Annotated in this window: 13 protein-coding genes; 10 read left to right on the top strand and 3 right to left on the bottom strand. The window is 49.2% G+C overall.

The window, feature by feature from the left end:
• Positions 1–113 precede the first annotated feature (113 nt).
• Complete coding sequence (locus tag AC4EVX_RS01615) at positions 114–1406, bottom strand: diguanylate cyclase domain-containing protein (protein ID WP_177977306.1); 1293 nt, start codon at positions 1404–1406, stop codon at positions 114–116.
• A 29-nt stretch (positions 1407–1435) separates the two neighbouring features.
• The gene (locus AC4EVX_RS01610) at positions 1436–1972 is read right to left on the bottom strand and encodes a V4R domain-containing protein (protein WP_308451868.1); all 537 of its coding nucleotides are present in this window, start codon (positions 1970–1972) and stop codon (positions 1436–1438) included.
• A 441-nt stretch (positions 1973–2413) separates the two neighbouring features.
• On the opposite strand from AC4EVX_RS01610, the gene AC4EVX_RS01605 reads away from it, so the two are divergent.
• The 10 genes from AC4EVX_RS01605 (at position 2414) to AC4EVX_RS01560 (ending at position 14217) form a co-directional block, all read left to right on the top strand.
• Positions 2414–3424 carry an oligopeptide/dipeptide ABC transporter ATP-binding protein gene (locus tag AC4EVX_RS01605; RefSeq protein ID WP_177977307.1) on the top strand — a complete coding sequence of 337 codons (1011 nt, stop codon included), beginning with the start codon at positions 2414–2416 and terminating at the stop codon, positions 3422–3424.
• A complete protein-coding gene (locus tag AC4EVX_RS01600) occupies positions 3417–4394 on the top strand; it encodes an ABC transporter ATP-binding protein (protein ID WP_177977308.1) in 978 nt (325 codons plus the stop codon). Before AC4EVX_RS01605 ends, AC4EVX_RS01600 begins: the two co-directional genes overlap by 8 nt.
• Positions 4395–4631: 237 nt before the next feature.
• Complete coding sequence (locus AC4EVX_RS01595) at positions 4632–6272, top strand: ABC transporter substrate-binding protein (RefSeq protein WP_490159421.1); 1641 nt, start codon at positions 4632–4634, stop codon at positions 6270–6272.
• 49 nt (positions 6273–6321) lie between these two features.
• The gene (locus AC4EVX_RS01590) at positions 6322–7341 is read left to right on the top strand and encodes an ABC transporter permease (RefSeq protein WP_490159420.1); all 1020 of its coding nucleotides are present in this window, start codon (positions 6322–6324) and stop codon (positions 7339–7341) included.
• Entirely contained in the window at positions 7341–8177 is an 837-nt protein-coding gene (locus tag AC4EVX_RS01585) for an ABC transporter permease (protein ID WP_177977311.1), read from the top strand. The genes AC4EVX_RS01590 and AC4EVX_RS01585 overlap by 1 nt, the downstream gene beginning before the upstream one ends.
• A 284-nt stretch (positions 8178–8461) precedes the next feature.
• Complete coding sequence (locus AC4EVX_RS01580; RefSeq protein ID WP_490159419.1) at positions 8462–9538, top strand: M24 family metallopeptidase; 1077 nt, start codon at positions 8462–8464, stop codon at positions 9536–9538.
• A 171-nt stretch (positions 9539–9709) separates the two neighbouring features.
• On the top strand, positions 9710–10288 hold the full coding sequence (locus AC4EVX_RS01575) for a peptidylprolyl isomerase (protein ID WP_490159418.1): 579 nt from the start codon (positions 9710–9712) through the stop codon (positions 10286–10288).
• Between the two features lie 289 nt (positions 10289–10577).
• A complete protein-coding gene (locus tag AC4EVX_RS01570; protein WP_177978148.1) occupies positions 10578–11165 on the top strand; it encodes a xanthine phosphoribosyltransferase in 588 nt (195 codons plus the stop codon).
• 3 nt (positions 11166–11168) lie between these two features.
• Complete coding sequence (locus AC4EVX_RS01565; protein WP_490159417.1) at positions 11169–12503, top strand: uracil-xanthine permease family protein; 1335 nt, start codon at positions 11169–11171, stop codon at positions 12501–12503.
• Between the two features lie 301 nt (positions 12504–12804).
• Entirely contained in the window at positions 12805–14217 is a 1413-nt protein-coding gene (locus AC4EVX_RS01560; protein ID WP_177978178.1) for an NAD(P)/FAD-dependent oxidoreductase, read from the top strand.
• Positions 14218–14397: 180 nt separating this feature from the next.
• On the opposite strand, the gene mfd is transcribed toward AC4EVX_RS01560, so the two are convergent.
• Positions 14398–18024 carry a transcription-repair coupling factor gene (gene mfd, locus AC4EVX_RS01555; protein WP_177978177.1) on the bottom strand — a complete coding sequence of 1209 codons (3627 nt, stop codon included), beginning with the start codon at positions 18022–18024 and terminating at the stop codon, positions 14398–14400.
• Positions 18025–18281: the final 257 nt, after the last annotated feature.

Raw genomic sequence — 18281 nt, 5'->3', positions numbered from 1 at the left:
CCATAATATTTATGATTACTTCCAACCTGACCATTGTGATCCACATACAGACCATTTGACGCATAATCCAGACCAATCACATTTCCCAGATCCGCCACATAATCACAATTTGTCTAATGCATTTCATGGGTATGATTGATAATCCACTCACTCGCAGAATAATTCAGCTGTTTTTCGTACTCTTCTTTGTGATTCCGCTTCTGATCGTACATCGCACGGTCGGCGTCCTGTATGATCTCATCAAGCGTCTGCGATCTGTTTTTCCCGGAAATCTCCACCAGACCGCAACTGAAGCTCTGAGGATAGGGAATTTCAAGAATCTCCTCAAATTCCCGCTGAATCCGTCTCATTTTTCGCTCTGCCATCTCTTTCGGACACTTTCTGAGAATAATACAGAATTCATCTCCCCCGACTCTCGCAAACAGGTCATTTTCACAGATACAGGACTTCACCGTCTCCACAAATCGGCAGATGTAGCGGTCACCCTCAAGATGACCATAGCGGTCGTTGACATACTTTAAGTGATCGAGATCACAGTAACAGAACACCATCTGCTCCTTGCGCTCAAGCAGTTTTTCCATCTGCTCCTCGAAGTAAGTACGATTGTGAATTCCCGTCAGCGGATCGTGATAAGCCTCGACCTCAAGTTTCTTCTCCCTCGTTCTCTCCTCAGTCGCCTCACGAATGATATGCACATAGGCAAGCTCGCCCTGCCAGTGCATGAGCCCCGTCGTCACCTTGAAAATTCGGTGTAAAGAATCCTCCGCCTCCCAGACTTTCTCTGCTTCTTCCTGTATCTGTTCAAGTGCGCCTGCCGTCTTCGTCATCTCAAGGCAGAGCTTGAAAATCTCATTCGTCTTCGGATCTTCATTTGCGTCCTTCGTATTACAGTAGAGCACCTGACCATTCTCCACACCGACGACAAGAATCTGCCCCTCACTTCGACAGATCAGTTCCATCAGAAGCAGACTGTATCCCTCCATCATACTCGCATGCGCCTTCTCTTTCTGCGCCTCCTCTTGCAGATGCATCTCACGCTCCCTGAGCTGAGACCTCATCTTATTGAAAGCATCTGAAAATTCACCGAGATAAGAAACCGACTGAGAGTAATCCCCCCTTGCGACCTGTTTTGCCTGCCATGTCATATGCTTCAGGTTCGTATGCATATTTTTGAGGTTCTGACACAGAAAATTATCCCTTCCGGGCAGAGCAACAGAGAGATTTCCCTTTGAGAGCTCCGCAGAATATTCCTTCATTTCTTTCACCGATTTATCAAGAAAACGAAGCCCCTTTCCCAGTTTCTGATAAGGAGGGTCGAGAGTCTCCACATCCAGAGGGCACGCATCCGGGCTGTAAAGAATATCGCGCAGATATTCAAACAGCCTTTCACAATTTTTGTCTTCCATTCTTCCCCCTTGATTTTCCCTCAATCTTCTTATTCTTTGATCTCAGCGCAAAAACGGCAGACACGGCCTCCGGTCGCCCAGCAGTCAATCTCGATTGCCGTGTATACTTTTCCGGAGTACAGGGAAAGAATTCCCGCAATAAATCCCTCATCATAGTTGCAGACCGTCTCTCCGAGAATCGGAAGTCCGGAACAATCTGCATCCTCCGACACCGTCAAAATGATCTTTCCATTCTCCTCATCGATATCCTCAATCCGGAGTACACCGATCTTGAATGATTTGAGTTTCTCCTGAAGCTCCGCAATGAAGATATCCATCGGCTGATCAAGGTTCAACAGATTCTTTGCAAAATACTCGCCTGCCTTGCGTCCCGCATTTCGGAAAATCTCGACCTGTTTTTCTTTTCCGAGTGTCTGAAGCAGTTCATCGCGGATCGAATACTCGAGCAGACGATAGACGAAAACCGGAAGCTCCTCCCCGAGATTCTCTCTGCTGTTCGGATTATACTGTAAATACTCCTCAAAGGTGATCGGCTTGCGATCCTCCATAAAAATATTGTCTTCCATAAGTCGTGTTCCTCTTTTCTCACTTACCTATCTTCCCAAGTTGTAAACCACATCCCATTAAATGATGTTCTGATTATAACATTTTCCAGCGTTTCGTTCAACAATGTGACAAAATCCAACATACTTTTTTATACCTTTTTTGATTTTTTTCTATCTTCATTCGCCTTTTTCCCGTTTCTCTCCCCATGAATACTTTATTTTTTAAGATCTGCCTTCTTCCCGTGATCCCTCTTTCACCATCGTTTCGCTCTCGTTTTTTCTGTTTCTTCTTATTGAATTCCTTAAAAAAATGTGGTATTCTGTCACTTAAATAACAAATTCCATAAATTCGTATTTTTTTATTCATTTTACTCTACTACTTTAAATTGTTGAACACCAAATCGATAGAGCAAAAGAGAGTTGAGATAGTTGAAATAGAGACGAAACAGAAATGAGGGCACTATGAATCAGGCAGAGACGATACTTGAAATCAAAGATCTGTGCGTGGAATTCCGGACAATGGCGGGAACCGTACACGCGGTTGATCACTTAAATTATACGCTTCATCGCGGGGAGAAGCTCGGAATCGTCGGAGAGAGCGGAAGCGGAAAGAGTGTTTCCTCCCTCGCAATGATGCAGTTGATCCCGAATCCCCCGGGAAAGATCACCGGCGGTCAGATCCTCTATCGCGGTCAGGATCTCACAAAACTCTCTGAGAGAGAGATGAGAGGCATCCGTGGAAATGAGATCTCGATGATCTTCCAGGAGCCGATGACTTCGTTAAATCCGATCCTCCGCTGTGGAAAGCAGATTGCGGAATCGCTCAGATTACACCGCGGAATGAAGAAGAAGGAAGCGATGGATGAAGCGATTCGCATGATGCAGGCAGTCGGCATTGCAAATCCGGCGGTTCGTGCTTACGAGTATCCGCATCAGATGTCGGGCGGTATGCGCCAGAGAGTCATGATCGCGATGGCTCTCGCCTGTCAGCCTCAGATTCTGATCGCCGATGAGCCGACAACGGCTCTCGATGTGACGATTCAAGCTCAGATCCTCGATCTGATCCGCCACTTGAACGAGACGATGAAGACCTCCGTTGTCTTCATCACCCACGACCTCGGCGTTGTCAGCGAGCTGTGCGACACTGTCATCGTCATGTACACCGGTCACATCGTCGAGCAGGCTCCGGTGCGTGAGATTTTCGATAATCCTCTCCACCCTTATACACAGGGACTTTTAAGTGCGATTCCGAAGATCACGAGAGAGAGAAATCCGTTAAGCACAATCGAGGGCATGGTTCCGAACCCGACCGATAAAATCACAGGCTGCAGTTTCTGGCCGAGATGCCCATATGCGACGGAGCGCTGTAAGCAGGAAGAGCCTCCGGTGTTCTCCGCTGGTGAAAATCGAAAGGTGCGTTGCTGGCGCTACGACAATTTGAACGAAACGACAGGAGGTTCTGACAATGACTGAACAACATGAAAATTCCAAAGACGTACTTGTCCGGGCCGATCACGTCAAAGTATATTTCAAAGGAAAAGATAAGAAATCCGGCACGGTTCGCGCTGTCGACGATGTCTCTTTTGATATCTTCAAGGGAGAGACCTTCGGTGTCGTCGGAGAGTCCGGATGCGGAAAGAGTACTCTCGGAAGAACGCTGATCCGACTGATCAATCCGACTGACGGTCACGTCTACCTCGACGGAGAGGACATCTCCTCACTCAGGGGAAACGATTTAAAGCAGATGAGAAAGAAAGCACAGATCATCTTTCAGGACCCTTCTGCCTGCCTCAACCCGAGACGGACGATTCGCCAGATCCTGATGGAGCCATTCGAGATCCATCACCTGACCGGAAAGATCGATGTGAATGCGAGAATCGAGGAACTTCTTCATCTCGTCGGACTCGACACCTATCATCTGAGCCGTTATCCGCATGAGATGTCAGGTGGACAGAAACAGCGTATCGGCATCGCCCGCGCGCTCGCCTTAAACCCGCAGATCATCATCTGCGATGAGGCAGTCTCCGCTCTCGATGTGTCGGTGCAGGCACAGGTTTTAAACCTGCTTCAGGATTTGAAAAAAAGACTCGGTCTTACCTACTTCTTCATCTCCCACAACCTGAACGTCGTCTATCAGGTCAGCGACCGCGTCGGAGTGATGTACTTGGGAAAGATGGTGGAGATCGCCACTTACGATCAGCTCTATGAAAAACGCTATCATCCTTACACCGAGGCGCTTCTCTCCGCAATCCCGCAGGTCGACGCTTCCGAGCAGAAAGAGAGAATTCATCTCTCCGGCGAGGTTCCAAGCCCGTCAAATCCGCCGTCCGGATGTCGGTTCCACACGAGATGTCCGAAGGCGTGCGAGCGCTGTTCCTGCGACACTCCGGAGCTTCGAGAGATCGAGCCTGGTCACTTTGTCGCCTGTCATCTCTATGACTGAACAAACTGAGACGAAACAAGCTGAATCCATGACTAATCATGGGATTAAGCAAGGGATACTCACTTCCCTGAATATTTTGACTGAGAGATCATGTCGGTCTGCAACCGCAATCCGGCATCTCTGATAAAATCATTGCAACCGGAAAGATACCGGCAACTTGAATTTAAACTTGAATTTAAACTTGAACTTGTCGATACGGAACCGTTGCAAACCAGGAAAAAAGAGGAGGTCACAATTATGAAAAAGAAAAAATTCATGGCTCTGGCACTGGCTATGGCAACCGCAGTAGGTTGTACAGCATGTGGTGGCGGTAAGTCCACCACTGAGACGACTCCGACCGGATCTTCCGATTCCGCTTCCGAGTCCCAGGCTTCCACCGGCGACAACACCGTCATCGTCGCAATGGGCGCTGGTTTCTCCACCCTCGATCCAGGATATGTATATGAGAAGTATCCTCAGCTGATCATCAATGCGTGCTATGAGAACCTGTTCAAATTCTATGAGAACGACGGAACTCCTCAGCCGGCTCTTGCAGACAGCTACGAGTTCTCCGACGACGGTCTGACCCTGACCGTAAAATTAAAGAACGGCATCGTCTTTGCAAGTGGCAACACGATGACTTCCGCCGATGTCGCATTCAGCATCAACCGTACCAAGAACTTAAAGGGCAACCCGTCCTTCATCTGTGACACGATCGACAGCATTGAGACTCCGGATGACTCCACGGTTGTCTTCCACTTAACCGAGCCGGACAGCGCAATTCTCTCTAAGCTGACTTACAGCTCCTTAGCTGTTCTTGACAGCGCAGTTGTCAAGGAGAACGGTGGAACCGACGCTGAAGATGCTGCTTCCACCGATACCGCACAGAGCTTCCTCGATGGCGCAAGCGCAGGAAGCGGTATGTACATCCTCACGAGCTACACCCCGGACGAGGAAGTTGTGCTTGAGAAGAACCCGAACTACTGGGGCACATCAACAAACGTTGACAAGTACATTTTAAAGATTCAGCCGGATGCAAACACCCAGATGATGACGCTCTCCAGCGGAGACATCGATATCGCACTGAATCTGACCGACGACACGCTCGAGGAGCTTAAAGGTGCTGAGAACGTGGAGATCACCGACGGTCTGACAAAGATGATCGGCTTCGTGATGATGAACATGGATGAGCAGTACGGCGGTCCGGTATCTGATCCGAACGTCCAGAAGGCGATCCGCAAGGCACTTGATTACTCCGGCATCCGCATGATCTGCGGTGAGGGAACCGTGACTCCTTACTCCATCATTCAGGAAGGCTTCATGGGAAGCAAGGGCGATCGTCCGGACGATTACACAAACATCGAAGAGGCAAAACAGCTCCTCGCTGACGCTGGATATCCGGATGGATTCAGCGTAGATATGACCGTATCTGATCTGGATATGGAAGGAATCCAGCTGACCGACCTTGCACAGAAGGTAAAGGATGACCTGTCTCAGATCGGCATTGACGTCAACATCGTGACCGAGGCATGGGCTGCCGGCTACGGCGATGCTTACCGCAATGGCACGCTTGGATTCACTGTGATGTACTGGGGCGTTGATTACAGCGATCCGAACGTACAGCTCGAGTTCCTGCCGGGTGGAACCGTAGGAAAACGTGCTGGCTGGACTGCTGAGATTGATCCGGAGCTTGCAGGTATGTACACCGAGGCAATGGCTGCTACCGACAACGATGCAAGAACCCAGGTTCTTGAGAACATTCAGGATGCTATGTACGAGGATGGTCCGTTCATCGTCATCGCACAGGCTCCGGCACATATTGCACACTCAAGTCGTCTGGCAAATGTAGATATCTTTGATTCCTACACGATCGACCTGACGGAAATTAATGTAAAATAATAGGAAGTTTTTTACGATTGCATCACAAGATTCAAAAGAGAGGTACTAAATGGGAGAGCTGAAATTTATTGGAAAACGTGTGGTTTATCTGGCCGTCATGCTTTTCGGAGTTGCCACCCTCGTCTTCATCCTCACAAAGATGATCCCGGGTGATCCGGTTGTTGCAAACTTGAGCCAGAGAGCCTTAAATGATCCGGAGATCGTGTCTGCCTACCGCATAAAACACGGTCTGGACCAGCCACTCATTGTGCAGTATTTCTACTACATTCGTGACCTACTGCATTTTGACCTTGGAACGTCCATCCGCACCAACCGCCCGGTCCTTGACGACCTCGCGCGGTGCTATCCGGCAACTCTGGAGCTGGCTCTTTTCTCCATTGTGATCGCGTCCCTGTTCGGCATCCTGTTTGGCATCATCTCTGCCATTCGCCGAAACAGCATTCTCGATCAGATTGTGAGAGCCATCTCCGTCACCGGCGTCAGCATTCCGGCATTCTGGTTTGCACTGCTGATGCTCTATTTCTTCTATTATAAGATGAAGATCTTTCCGGGACCGGGACGACTCAGCAATTCGTTCTCTGCCCCGGCAACCGTGACCGGCATGTACGTCATCGACAGTCTGATCGAGGGTGACACGGCGAAAGCGCTCGACGCAGTCCGTCATCTGATCCTGCCGAGCATCGTGCTTGCTGCTTTCACGATGGGACTGATTACAAGAACCACGAGATCGAACCTGCTCGACACACTGTCTACCGACTATATCCGAACTGCAAAAGCGAAGGGTCTTAGCGGTATGGCACTGATTATCCACCATGCACTCGGCAATGCGCTGATCCCGGTTATGACTGTCATTGGTCTGGGACTCGGCAACCTGCTTGGCGGTATGGTTCTCGTCGAGACAATCTTTAAATGGCCGGGCGTCGGACAGTTCGCCTACGAATCTGTCATGGCGGCTGACTATCCTGCAATCATCGGAGTCGCTCTGTTGATTGCACTCAACTACATGATTATCAACACGATCGTCGATATCCTGTACGGAATCATCGATCCGAGAGTGAGGTGCAACTAATGATTCATTCCCTGAAAAAACTTTTGAAATCCAACTATCTTTTTACGCTGGGAATTCTCATCTGTCTCGGATGGATTCTGGCTGCCATCCTCGCTCCGGTTATCGCCCCATATGATCCGATCACCCAGGATCTGACGATGCGTCTGAAAGCGCCATCCGCACTCCACTGGTTTGGAACGGACAACTTCGGACGTGACATTTTCAGCCGTGTGATCTATGGCGGACGCTACTCCCTGCTTGCAGGATGCCTCTCCGTCACGATCGCAGGTGTGATCGGAACGCTCTACGGAGCTCTCGCCGGATATGTCGGCGGATGGATCGACAACGTGATGATGCGTTTTTCGGAGATGATCCTCTCCTTCCCGTCGCTGATCCTCGCAATGATCATCAACGCCGTGATGGGATCTAATCTGTTCAATACGATGTTTGCACTCGTCATCGTCTCATGGCCGACTTACGCGCGCCTGATGCGAAGCGTCGTGCTCAGCGTCAAGGAAAATGAGTATGTCACTGCTTCCGAAGCACTCGGAGCTTCCAAACTCCGCATTCTGATGTTCGACATCATCCCGAACAGTGTCAGCTCCGTGCTGATTATGGCGACGACCGATATCGGAAATAAGATCCTGATGTTCTCGACGCTGAGCTTCCTCGGACTTGGATCTGCACCGCCAACCCCGGAGTGGGGCATGATGGTTTCTGACGGCGTGGATTACTTCAATAAGTTCTGGGTCGCAGGATTTCCTGGACTTGCGATCTTCACGATGGCTGTCGGGGCGAACTTTATCGGAGATGGACTCAGAGATCTGCTTGATCCGAAGCTGAGGACGCAGTTCTAATTTTTTCTCCGGGCGACTCCGGCAAAATAAGTCCTGCAAACTCGCACTTCGGGTTTGCAGTGACTTTTTCGCCTTCGTTGCCCGCATACAAATAAATTCTATAAAGCAATATATTTTTATGAAATCCCGCAACCGGGATTTTTTGTGCATCTGGAATCTTTTTTCCCGGATTAATCCGTACTATAATTTCCTTAGATAAAAATTCCTTATGTAGATTTCCTCTTACTAAGAGAGCGGATATATATAAGAAATTACAAATAGAATTAGAAAGGACGTTATTTATCATGAATGAATCAAGAGCAAATCGAATTCTCACTGCATTGAAGGAGCAGGGGGCGGGGCAGATGCTGATCGTTGACCCGATGTCTATCTGCTATCTGACTGGTGTTTCTATGTCTCCATTCGAGCGTTTCTACGGTCTTCTGCTTCGCGCTGATGGTCATCATGTTTATTTCTTGAATCGTCTCTTCCATGTTCCGGAGGATGTCGGCATTGAGAAAGTATGGTATTCTGACACCGATCCGATTATGGAAATCGTTGCAAAGTATCTCGACAAGGATGCCCCGCTTGCAGTGGACAAGGAGTTGAAGGCTCGTTTCCTGCTTCCGCTGATGGAGATGCACTCTGCTTCTGCTTTCATCAACGGTTCTCTCGCTGTCGATACGACCCGCGGAGTCAAGGATGAAGAGGAACAGGAAAAAATGCGCGTCGCTTCTGACATCAATGACAGGGCGATGGCTCAGTTCAAGACATTGATTCACGAGGGCGTAACCGAGAAAGAGGTCGCAGATCAGATGCTTCAGATCTATCTCGATCTCGGTGCCGATGGTTATTCATTCCCGCCACTCGTCGCTTTCGGTGCAAATGCTGCTGATCCGCATCATTCTCCGGATGACACAGTTGTCAAGGCTGGCGACTGCGTATTATTCGATGTCGGATGCATCAAGGACGGTTACTGCTCCGATATGACCCGTACTTTTTATTTTAAGACGGTAAGTGATGAACACCGCAAAGTCTATGATACCGTTCGCATGGCAAATGAGACTGCAATCTCTAAGATCCGTCCGGGTGTTCCGCTCCATGTGTTTGATGATACTGCAAGAGGTCTGATCAGCGACGCCGGTTGGGGCGAATATTTTACACATCGTCTCGGTCACTTTATCGGTCTGTCCGAGCATGAGTTCGGAGATGTCTCCTCGACAAACATGTGGGAGGCAAAGCCGGGCATGATCTTCTCGATCGAACCGGGTATCTATCTGCCGAAGGATACGGGTGTGCGCGTTGAGGACCTTGTTCTCGTGACTGAGGACGGCGTCGAAGTGCTCAACCACTATCCGAAACAGCTTGAGATCATTGAATAATTGTAACTGTTCAGTAGGTCTGCGCATTTACTGCGCTGACCGTACAAAAATATGAGCTGGCAAGCAAAAATCCCATTGTCGAAGACAATTTTTAATAGATTTTTGCTCGTGACTGTGAAGGTACTGAACAGTTACGAATAATTGCAAAAAACAGGAGGATACAGATCTGGCATGAAACATCCGATTGTCACACTTCATATGGCAAACGGTGCCGACATCGTGATTGAACTTCTTCCCGAGTCCGCACCGAACACCGTAAACAGCTTTCTCTTTGGTGCCTGCAATGGCTATCTTGACCACCATGCGATTGAGCGCATCGTCCCGGGAAACTGGGTTGATGTCAGCTATACGGCATTTGGAAAGAAAGAACTTCAATATCTGATTCCGAATGAATTTGAACTTCATCCGGAGATCACTCCACTCGACTCCCACCCGGGCTGTGTCTGCATGGGCGGATATGGAGAAGCAGGACTTGCAAGCTGTGAGTTCTTTTTCCCGCTCCGCGACTGTCCGGATCATAAGGGAACCTACCCGGTATTTGGACATGTCGTATCTGGAATGGACGAAATCAAGCGCATTGCGGGCGTGAAGACCGTTCCCGTCGATTTTCCGATTCCGGGAGTTGAAGTCAACAAACCGGTAGAACCTCAGGTGATTGAAACTGTTGAGGTCGAGCTTTTCGGAGAGACTTACCCTGATCCGGTCCGTGTGGAAAATCCGAAACTGCCAAAATGCTGGTCGAAATTGTAAGTTGAGTTCAAGTCGACGCAAGCATCGACCTGACGCGTAATTCCAGTCAGCTTTGCTGACCTTTTCCCATCAGAATTACTGCGTATCTTCGCGGAGTGTATAACTCAGAAGGGGATTTTCTGTTATGAAAATCCCCTTATAAAGTGATACAGATCTTCAAAAAAAATGGCTAAATGTCTCATTTTCATTTTTTCTTGTTTGTAGTACAATATCTGTAACTATCTAATAGGTCTGCGCATTTTCTGCGCAAACTTTTTTAATTTTAATAAACATAGGAGAGGGAAAGAGAATGAATTTTCTGGAAGAACGCATTGTAAAAGACGGAGTTGTAAAACCGGGTAACGTACTGAAGGTAGATACCTTCCTGAATCATCAGATGGATATTGAGCTGATCGATCAGATGGGTGCTGAGTTCAAGAAACGTTTTGGTGACGCTCCGATCACTAAGATCCTGACAATCGAGGCTTCCGGCATCGGCATTGCCTGCCTGGTTGCACGTCACTTCCATGTTCCGGTTGTATTTGCAAAGAAATCCAAGAGCATCAATCTTGACGGTGAGATGTATGTCGCTGAGGTAGAGTCCTTCACCCACAAGTGCAAGAATCAGATCATCGTTTCCAAGAAGGTACTGAGTCCGGAGGATCACGTCCTGATCATCGACGACTTCCTTGCAAATGGCTGTGCGCTTCAGGGACTCCTCTCCATCGTGGCTGAATCCGGCGCATCCGTTGAGGGCATCGGTATCGCAATCGAGAAGGGCTTCCAGCCGGGCGGTCGCATGATCCGCAACCTTGGATACCACCTCGAGTCCCTCGCAATCGTGGATGGCATGAACGACGAGACGGGCGAGATCATCTTCCGTCCGCAAGAGGCATAAACGATGAAATCGACAGAGTCCTCCGTTCAGAACATTTACACACTTGACAGTCATGTCCCGCTCGCGCAGGCAGTTCCGTTTGGTCTCCAGCACATTCTGGCAATGTTCGTCGCAAATATTGCGCCAATCATCATTGTCACCGGAGCCTGCGGACTTGATGCCTCCCACAGCGCGATGTTAATCCAGTGTGCAATGATCATCGCCGGTATCGGAACGCTGATTCAGCTCTTCCCAATTTGGAAGATCGGTTCCGGACTTCCGATTGTGATGGGAATCAGCTTCACATTCGTCTCTGTATTCTGCTATGTCGGTCCGGCCTACGGTTACCCTGCAATTGTCGGAGCTGTCCTTGTCGGCGGACTGATCGAGGGTATTCTCGGACTGTTTGCAAAGTACTGGATGAAGCTGATCACTCCGATCGTCTCCGCAAGTGTTGTGACCTCAATTGGATTTTCCCTGTTATCTGTCGGTGCAGCCTCCTTCGGAGGTGGCAGCGGAAGCGAAAACTTCGGCGCACCGTCAAACTGGATTCTCGGAACGGTGACGCTGATCTGCTGTCTGCTGTTCCACATTTTTGCAAAATCGTATTTTAAACAGCTCTCCGTCCTCTTTGGACTGATCGTCGGTTATATCCTTGCGATCTTTATGGGAGTGGTTGACTTCTCTGCTTTGCAGGGTGTCTCTGTTGTCGCACTTCCGAGCTTTCTCCCGTTTAAGCCGGAGTTTGACCTGAACGCGATTATCGCGGTCACGCTGATCTTCCTCGTCTCTGCGACAGAGACGATCGGTGACACCTCCGCACTCGCATCCTCCGCACTTGATCGAAATGCCTCCGAGAAAGAGACGACCGGATCGATCACCTGCGATGGTTTCGTGAGTTCGATCTCCGCACTGTTCGGATGTCTTCCGATCACGTCCTTCAGCCAGAACATCGGTCTCGTCGCAATGACAAAAGTCGTAAACCGCTATGCGATTGCGACGGGTGCTATTATCATGATCATTGCCGGCATCTTCCCGGCTGTGGGTGCACTTCTTGCAACGCTCCCGGATGCGGTTCTCGGCGGTTGCACGATCATGATGTTCGGAATGATCGTCATGAGTGGAATCCAGATGATGAGCCGTTGCGGTTACAGCCAGAGAAACATCACGATCGCCTCGGTTTCTCTGAGTGTCGGAATCGGATTTACTCAGGCACCGGAGCTCTTCGAGATCTTCCCGCAAATCATCCGCACCGTGTTTGCAGAAAACTGCGTTGCCGTTGTCTTCCTCGTATCCGTCATTCTGAACCTGGTTCTGCCGGCTGACATGGAGGCAACATCCGCAAAGAAAAATGGATAATTCTCGCTTGTTTTAATGGAAATACAGGACATTTTTCTCTTGCGAAATTCTGCATTTTGTGATAGCCTATTAACGTCAAAATGCGTGTATAGGTTCAAGATAGGTTCGAGTTTATGCGATGCATGAACAATAACCACGATAAGGTTGAACGTTTCTACCAGCTGCCGAAACAGTTGCCTACAGGCTTCTGTTTCGCGTATGCTGGTTTTTTGTGCGCCTTTTTGACAGCATCAACAACATCAACGATGCAGAATTGCGGTTATTTATTACCATTTTTGTTTAAAGAAAAGGAGTTTTGTACATGAGTCAGAATCAGAAAAATTATGATGTCATCATCATCGGAGCAGGTCCGTCCGGTATCTTCTGTGCTTACAAACTGATTGAGAAGAAACCGGATATGAAAATTCTCATGATCGAGAAAGGTCGTCCGATCGAAAAGCGTGTATGTCCGAAGAGAACGACTGGTGTATGTGTCGGCTGTAAGCCGTGCTCCATCACGACCGGATTTGCAGGCGCAGGAGCATTCTCCGATGGAAAACTGTCTCTCTCCCCGGATGTCGGAGGAAATCTTCCGGAGATTCTCGGTTATGACCGCGCAGTGCAACTCATCAAGGAATCCGATGATATTTATCTGAAATTCGGCGCAGACACCAGCGTATACGGTGTCGACAAGCAGAGAGAGATCGAGGAGATCCGCCGTAAGGCAATCGGCGCAAACTTAAAGCTGATTGAGTGCCCGATCCGTCATCTCGGAACCGAGGAGGGATACAAGATTTACACCCGTCTTCAGGAGCATCTGCTCGCTCAGGGTGTCATTATGGAGTTCAACACGATGGTTGAGAACATCATAATCGAGGACAACGTCGCAAAGGGCGTCATCACCGACAAGGGCGAGACCTACTATGCGCCGGAAATCGTTTCCGCAATCGGTCGAGAGGGCTCTGACTGGTTCTCCCACGTCTGCGGAGAGCATGATATCGAGACTCAGGTCGGAACCGTCGATATCGGTGTCCGTGTTGAGGTTCGCGATGAGGTTATGGAGTTCCTGAACAAGAACCTCTATGAGGCAAAGCTCGTCTACTACACCCCGACCTTCGATGATAAGGTTCGTACCTTCTGTACCAACCCGTCCGGTGAAGTTGCAACGGAGTACTATGAGAACGGTCTCGCCGTTGTAAACGGTCACGCTTACAAGTCTCAGGAGTACAAGACAACCAACACGAACTTCGCACTTCTCGTAAGCAAGAACTTCACCCGTCCGTTCAACGAGCCGATCGAGTACGGCAAGCACATCGCCCAGCTCTCCAATATGCTCTGCGGTGGTCGCATCATGGTTCAGACCTTCGGTGATTTCCAGAGAGGTCGTCGTACCACAGAGGAGCGTCTGTGCAGAAACAACCTGATCCCGACCTTAAAGGATGCCGTTCCGGGCGATCTGTCTCTCGTTCTGCCTTACCGTATCATGAAAGATATCAGCGAGATGCTGATCGCACTCGACAAGGTAACGCCGGGTATCGCAAGTGATGAGACTCTGCTCTACGGTGTTGAGGTAAAATTCTACTCCAACAAAGTTGTCGTAAACAAGGACTTCGAGACAAGCATCTCCGGTCTGCGCGCAGTCGGTGACGGTGCATCTGTGACAAGAGGACTTCAGCAGGCATCTGCAAACGGACTCAGCGTGGCTGAGAGTATCCTGAAGAAGATGGAGCAGTAATATAACCAAGTCTTCGAAAAAGTCGACTTGAATCATCCACATGTCTTCGGAATAGTATTTTTCCACATAAGAAATGCGCGGAAGATTTCCACAATCCTCCGCGCATCTTTTTATCCACAATCATCTGAGATTTTTTTGGTTTTTTGCACATCTCAATCTCACATGCTGATTCACATCGTCCTAATTTGTATTCTGATTTGTACTCTGATTTGCCTTCTCATTCGTATTCTCATTCGTATTCTCAGAATCCTGTTCTTTTATATCGTTTGTATTTTTCGCATCTTCCGCAAGTTTTCCGATCGAAAGAAGAAGCTCTTTCGCCTTCTCAAGCATTGCCATACAATCTTTCTGCTTCTTTCTCTCTGTATACAGGAAATACGGTTCTTCCGTCATCATAAACTTGAGATTGCCCTTCTGAGAAGCAACAAGCTCCGGAATTCCCGACGGATCGAGTTTTGCCTGCTTGAACATCTTTAAGCGCACTTCCTGACGGTTGATTTTGACCTCCGTCACATAAGCGCGGTGTGCCTCTGCTTTGAGCATCGCGACGACAAGCAGATTTTCCACCGGTTTGGGGATCTCTCCGAAACGGTCAAGCAGTTCATCCTGCATATCCATGTATTCCTCTTCGTTCTCAATCCCAGAAATTCGCTTGTAAATGTCGAGCTTCTGATACTCATTCTTGATATAGGAAGCCGGAATATAAGCGTCGATGTCACACTCCACAACGGATTCGAACTCGTCCTCCTCATTTCGCTCTCCCTTGAGCGCAAGGACTGCCTGATTCAAGAGCTTACAGTACAGATCGTATCCGACTGCCTCCATATGGCCGTGCTGTTCCGCGCCGAGCACATTTCCCGCTCCTCGAATCTCGAGATCTCGCATCGCGATCTTGATTCCACTTCCGAGTTCCGTGAATTCTCGGATTGCCTGAAGACGCTTCTCCGCCTCTTCCTTGAGGAGTTTGTCTCTCTTATACATCAGAAATGCATACGACGTGCGGTTCGAGCGTCCAACACGCCCGCGGAGCTGATAGAGCTGGGAGAGTCCCATCTGGTCGGCATCGTGGATGATCATCGTATTCGCATTCGGAATATCAAGTCCCGTCTCAATGATCGTCGTCGACACAAGCACATCGGTATCGCCGTTGATAAAATCAAACATAATCTTCTCGAGCTTGTGCTCCGACATCTGCCCGTGCGCGTAGACGACATTTGCGGACGGAACGAGCTTCTGAATCTTTCCTGCAACCTCCTCGATATCCTTGACGCGGTTATATACATAGTAGACCTGTCCGCCCCGCGCAAGCTCACGGTTCACCGCCTCGCGGATCATCTCCTCGTTGTACTCCATCACATAGGTCTGGATCGGAACTCGGTCAACCGGCGGTTCTTCGAGCACGCTCATATCGCGGATTCCGACGAGACTCATGTGCAGGGTACGCGGAATCGGTGTCGCCGTCATCGTCAAAACATCGACATTTTCCTTGAGCTGTTTGATTTTCTCTTTGTGCGCGACACCAAAGCGCTGTTCCTCATCGATGATCAAAAGACCGAGATCCTTGAATTTCACATCTTTTGAGAGCACGCGGTGTGTGCCGATCACGATGTCCGCCTGTCCCTTTTTGAGTGCCTCAATCGTGTTCTTGATCTGCGTCGGAGTCCGGAAGCGTGACATCAGATCAACGCGGACCGGGAATTCTTTCATACGCTGAACAAAGGTATTGTAATGCTGTTGCGCAAGAATTGTCGTCGGAACGAGATAGACGACCTGTTTGCCCTCCTGAATCGCCTTAAATGCTGCGCGCAGGGCAATCTCCGTCTTGCCATAACCAACATCTCCACAGATCAGACGATCCATGATCTTATGGCTCTCCATATCGCGCTTCGTGTCCTCGATCGCAGTGAGCTGATCGTCGGTTTCCTCATACGGGAAAAGTTCCTCAAATTCTCTCTGCCACACCGTGTCCGGTCCATAAACAAATCCATCCGTATTCTGTCGCGCCGCATAGAGCTTGACTAAATCCTTCGCGATCTCCTTCACAGCAGTGCGCACGCGCGTCTTTGTCTTGTTCCACTGCTCTCCGCCGAGTTTATTTAACTTCGGCGCCTTTGCATCCCCGCCCGCATACTTCTGGATTCCCTCGAGTCTTGTCGCCGGCAGATAAAGATTTCCCCCATCCGCGTACTCGATCTTCAGATAATCTTTTACGACCTTGTCTCTCTCGATTTTCTCGATTCCGCGGTAAATACCGAGTCCATGATCTTCGTGGACAACATAGTCGCCGACAGAAAGCTCAGTAAAACTCTGAATCTTCTTTCCCTCATACGAGGTTTTCCGACGCTTCTTTTTCTTACGCTCCACGCCAAACATATCGCCCTCAGTGATGACGACAAATCGAATCTGCGGATACTCAAATCCACGGTGGAGCTTTCCATAAGTCACAAGAATCTCGCCGGGCTGAACCTTTCGCTCCTCATCATCCGGGCAGAATGCACTCAACTCGTACTCTCTCAAATCGCCCGCAAGACGGCTTGCCCTTGTCCTCGAACCCGAGAGCAGAATCACACGGTATTTCTCGCGCTTCCACCGTTGAAGATCCTTGATCAGCATCTCAAAATTATTCTGATAGGACGCAACATTCTTCACACTGATCGCATAGCGGTTCTTCACTTCCATCCCCGGAAGTTTCTGTTCCAGTCCGGTCAGATAAACGGTATTTGCGCGCTGTGCATGTGCGAGAACCTCATTGACCGGATAGAGAAGAGCAGTCTGCCCCGGAAGCAAATATCCCTTCTCCAGGCGGTGCATCATGCTCTCTCGAAACTCTGTCTCAACTGCGGTTCCCTTTTCGCGAAGCCGCGCCGGCTCATCCAGAAAGATTATACTCGTCTCCGGATCGAAGTAATCAAGAAATGACACCGTCTCCTTGCTGAAATACGAGAGATAGGCATCAAGCCCCTGTAGATCCCATCCCTCCTCAATGCCCTCAGTCAGCTCATTCACAATCCGCAGGATGCGCCCGGCTTCCTCGGTCTTTCGCTGACTTCTCAGACTTTGCTCATAGATCTTCTCCTCCTCACGGATTCTCTTCACTCCATCTGTGAGCTGAAACGGGGTCAGAATCGTCTCCATCGCCGGATAGATGGAAATCAAATCGAGCTGTTCAATCGAGCGCTGACTCTCCAAATCAAACGAGCGGATTGAGTCAACCTCCGTGTCCCACAGCTCAATTCGGATCGGCACTTCCTCGGTCAGCGGAAAAATGTCGAGAATGCCTCCGCGGATTGAGAACTGCCCCATGCCGTCAACCTGAGCGGTGCGCTCATATCCGAGTCGCACAAGCTGATCTTTCCAGTAATCCAGATCGAGTTCCTGACCGTTCTCAATATGCAAAACGTGTTTTTTCATCTGCGAAAGCAAGAGAAGATGATCCATCAGACCGTCAAGTGTCGTCACGATCACACCGGATGCATCTTCCATCAGATGACGAAGCACAGAGATTCGCTGGCGCGCCAGAAGATTTCCGTGAATATCCGCACTGTAAAACAGCAGATCCTTTGCAGGATACAGCCACACATCATTTCGGAAACAGCAGAAATCGTCGTAGATTTCTTTTGCTCTTGCATCCTCATACGTCACCACAAGTTTCCATGGTATCTCAGATGCCATCTCCTGCATCAGATGTACTTTCTGGGAATCCATGCATCCGCTGACCTGAACGGGACCTTTTCTCCGCTGGATCTCTCGATTCAACTCTTCGAACTCCGCCAGTTCCGACAGCGGACTTGCAAATACCTGACTCATCTTCTCTTCACCTCCACATGTCGCATTAAAATAATTTTTCAATCCATCTTCAAAATTACTTACATCGATATTTTTTACACGTTATTATTCATTGTAATAGTGTTTTTTCATACTCACATTTTCTTTCATAATGCTCCGCCGGCGAGATAAGTCACACAAACCCGTTCTCACTCCGGGTAAATCAGCGGAAGCGTCACTGGCGCTTCCTCGATACGCAGAGCGGACGCAGCGGTGCATAAGGTCGCAAAAAACGCGAC

It is taken from the genome of Brotaphodocola sp., from assembly GCF_983179755.1.
This window is presented reverse-complemented; position numbering and strand designations above follow the sequence as displayed.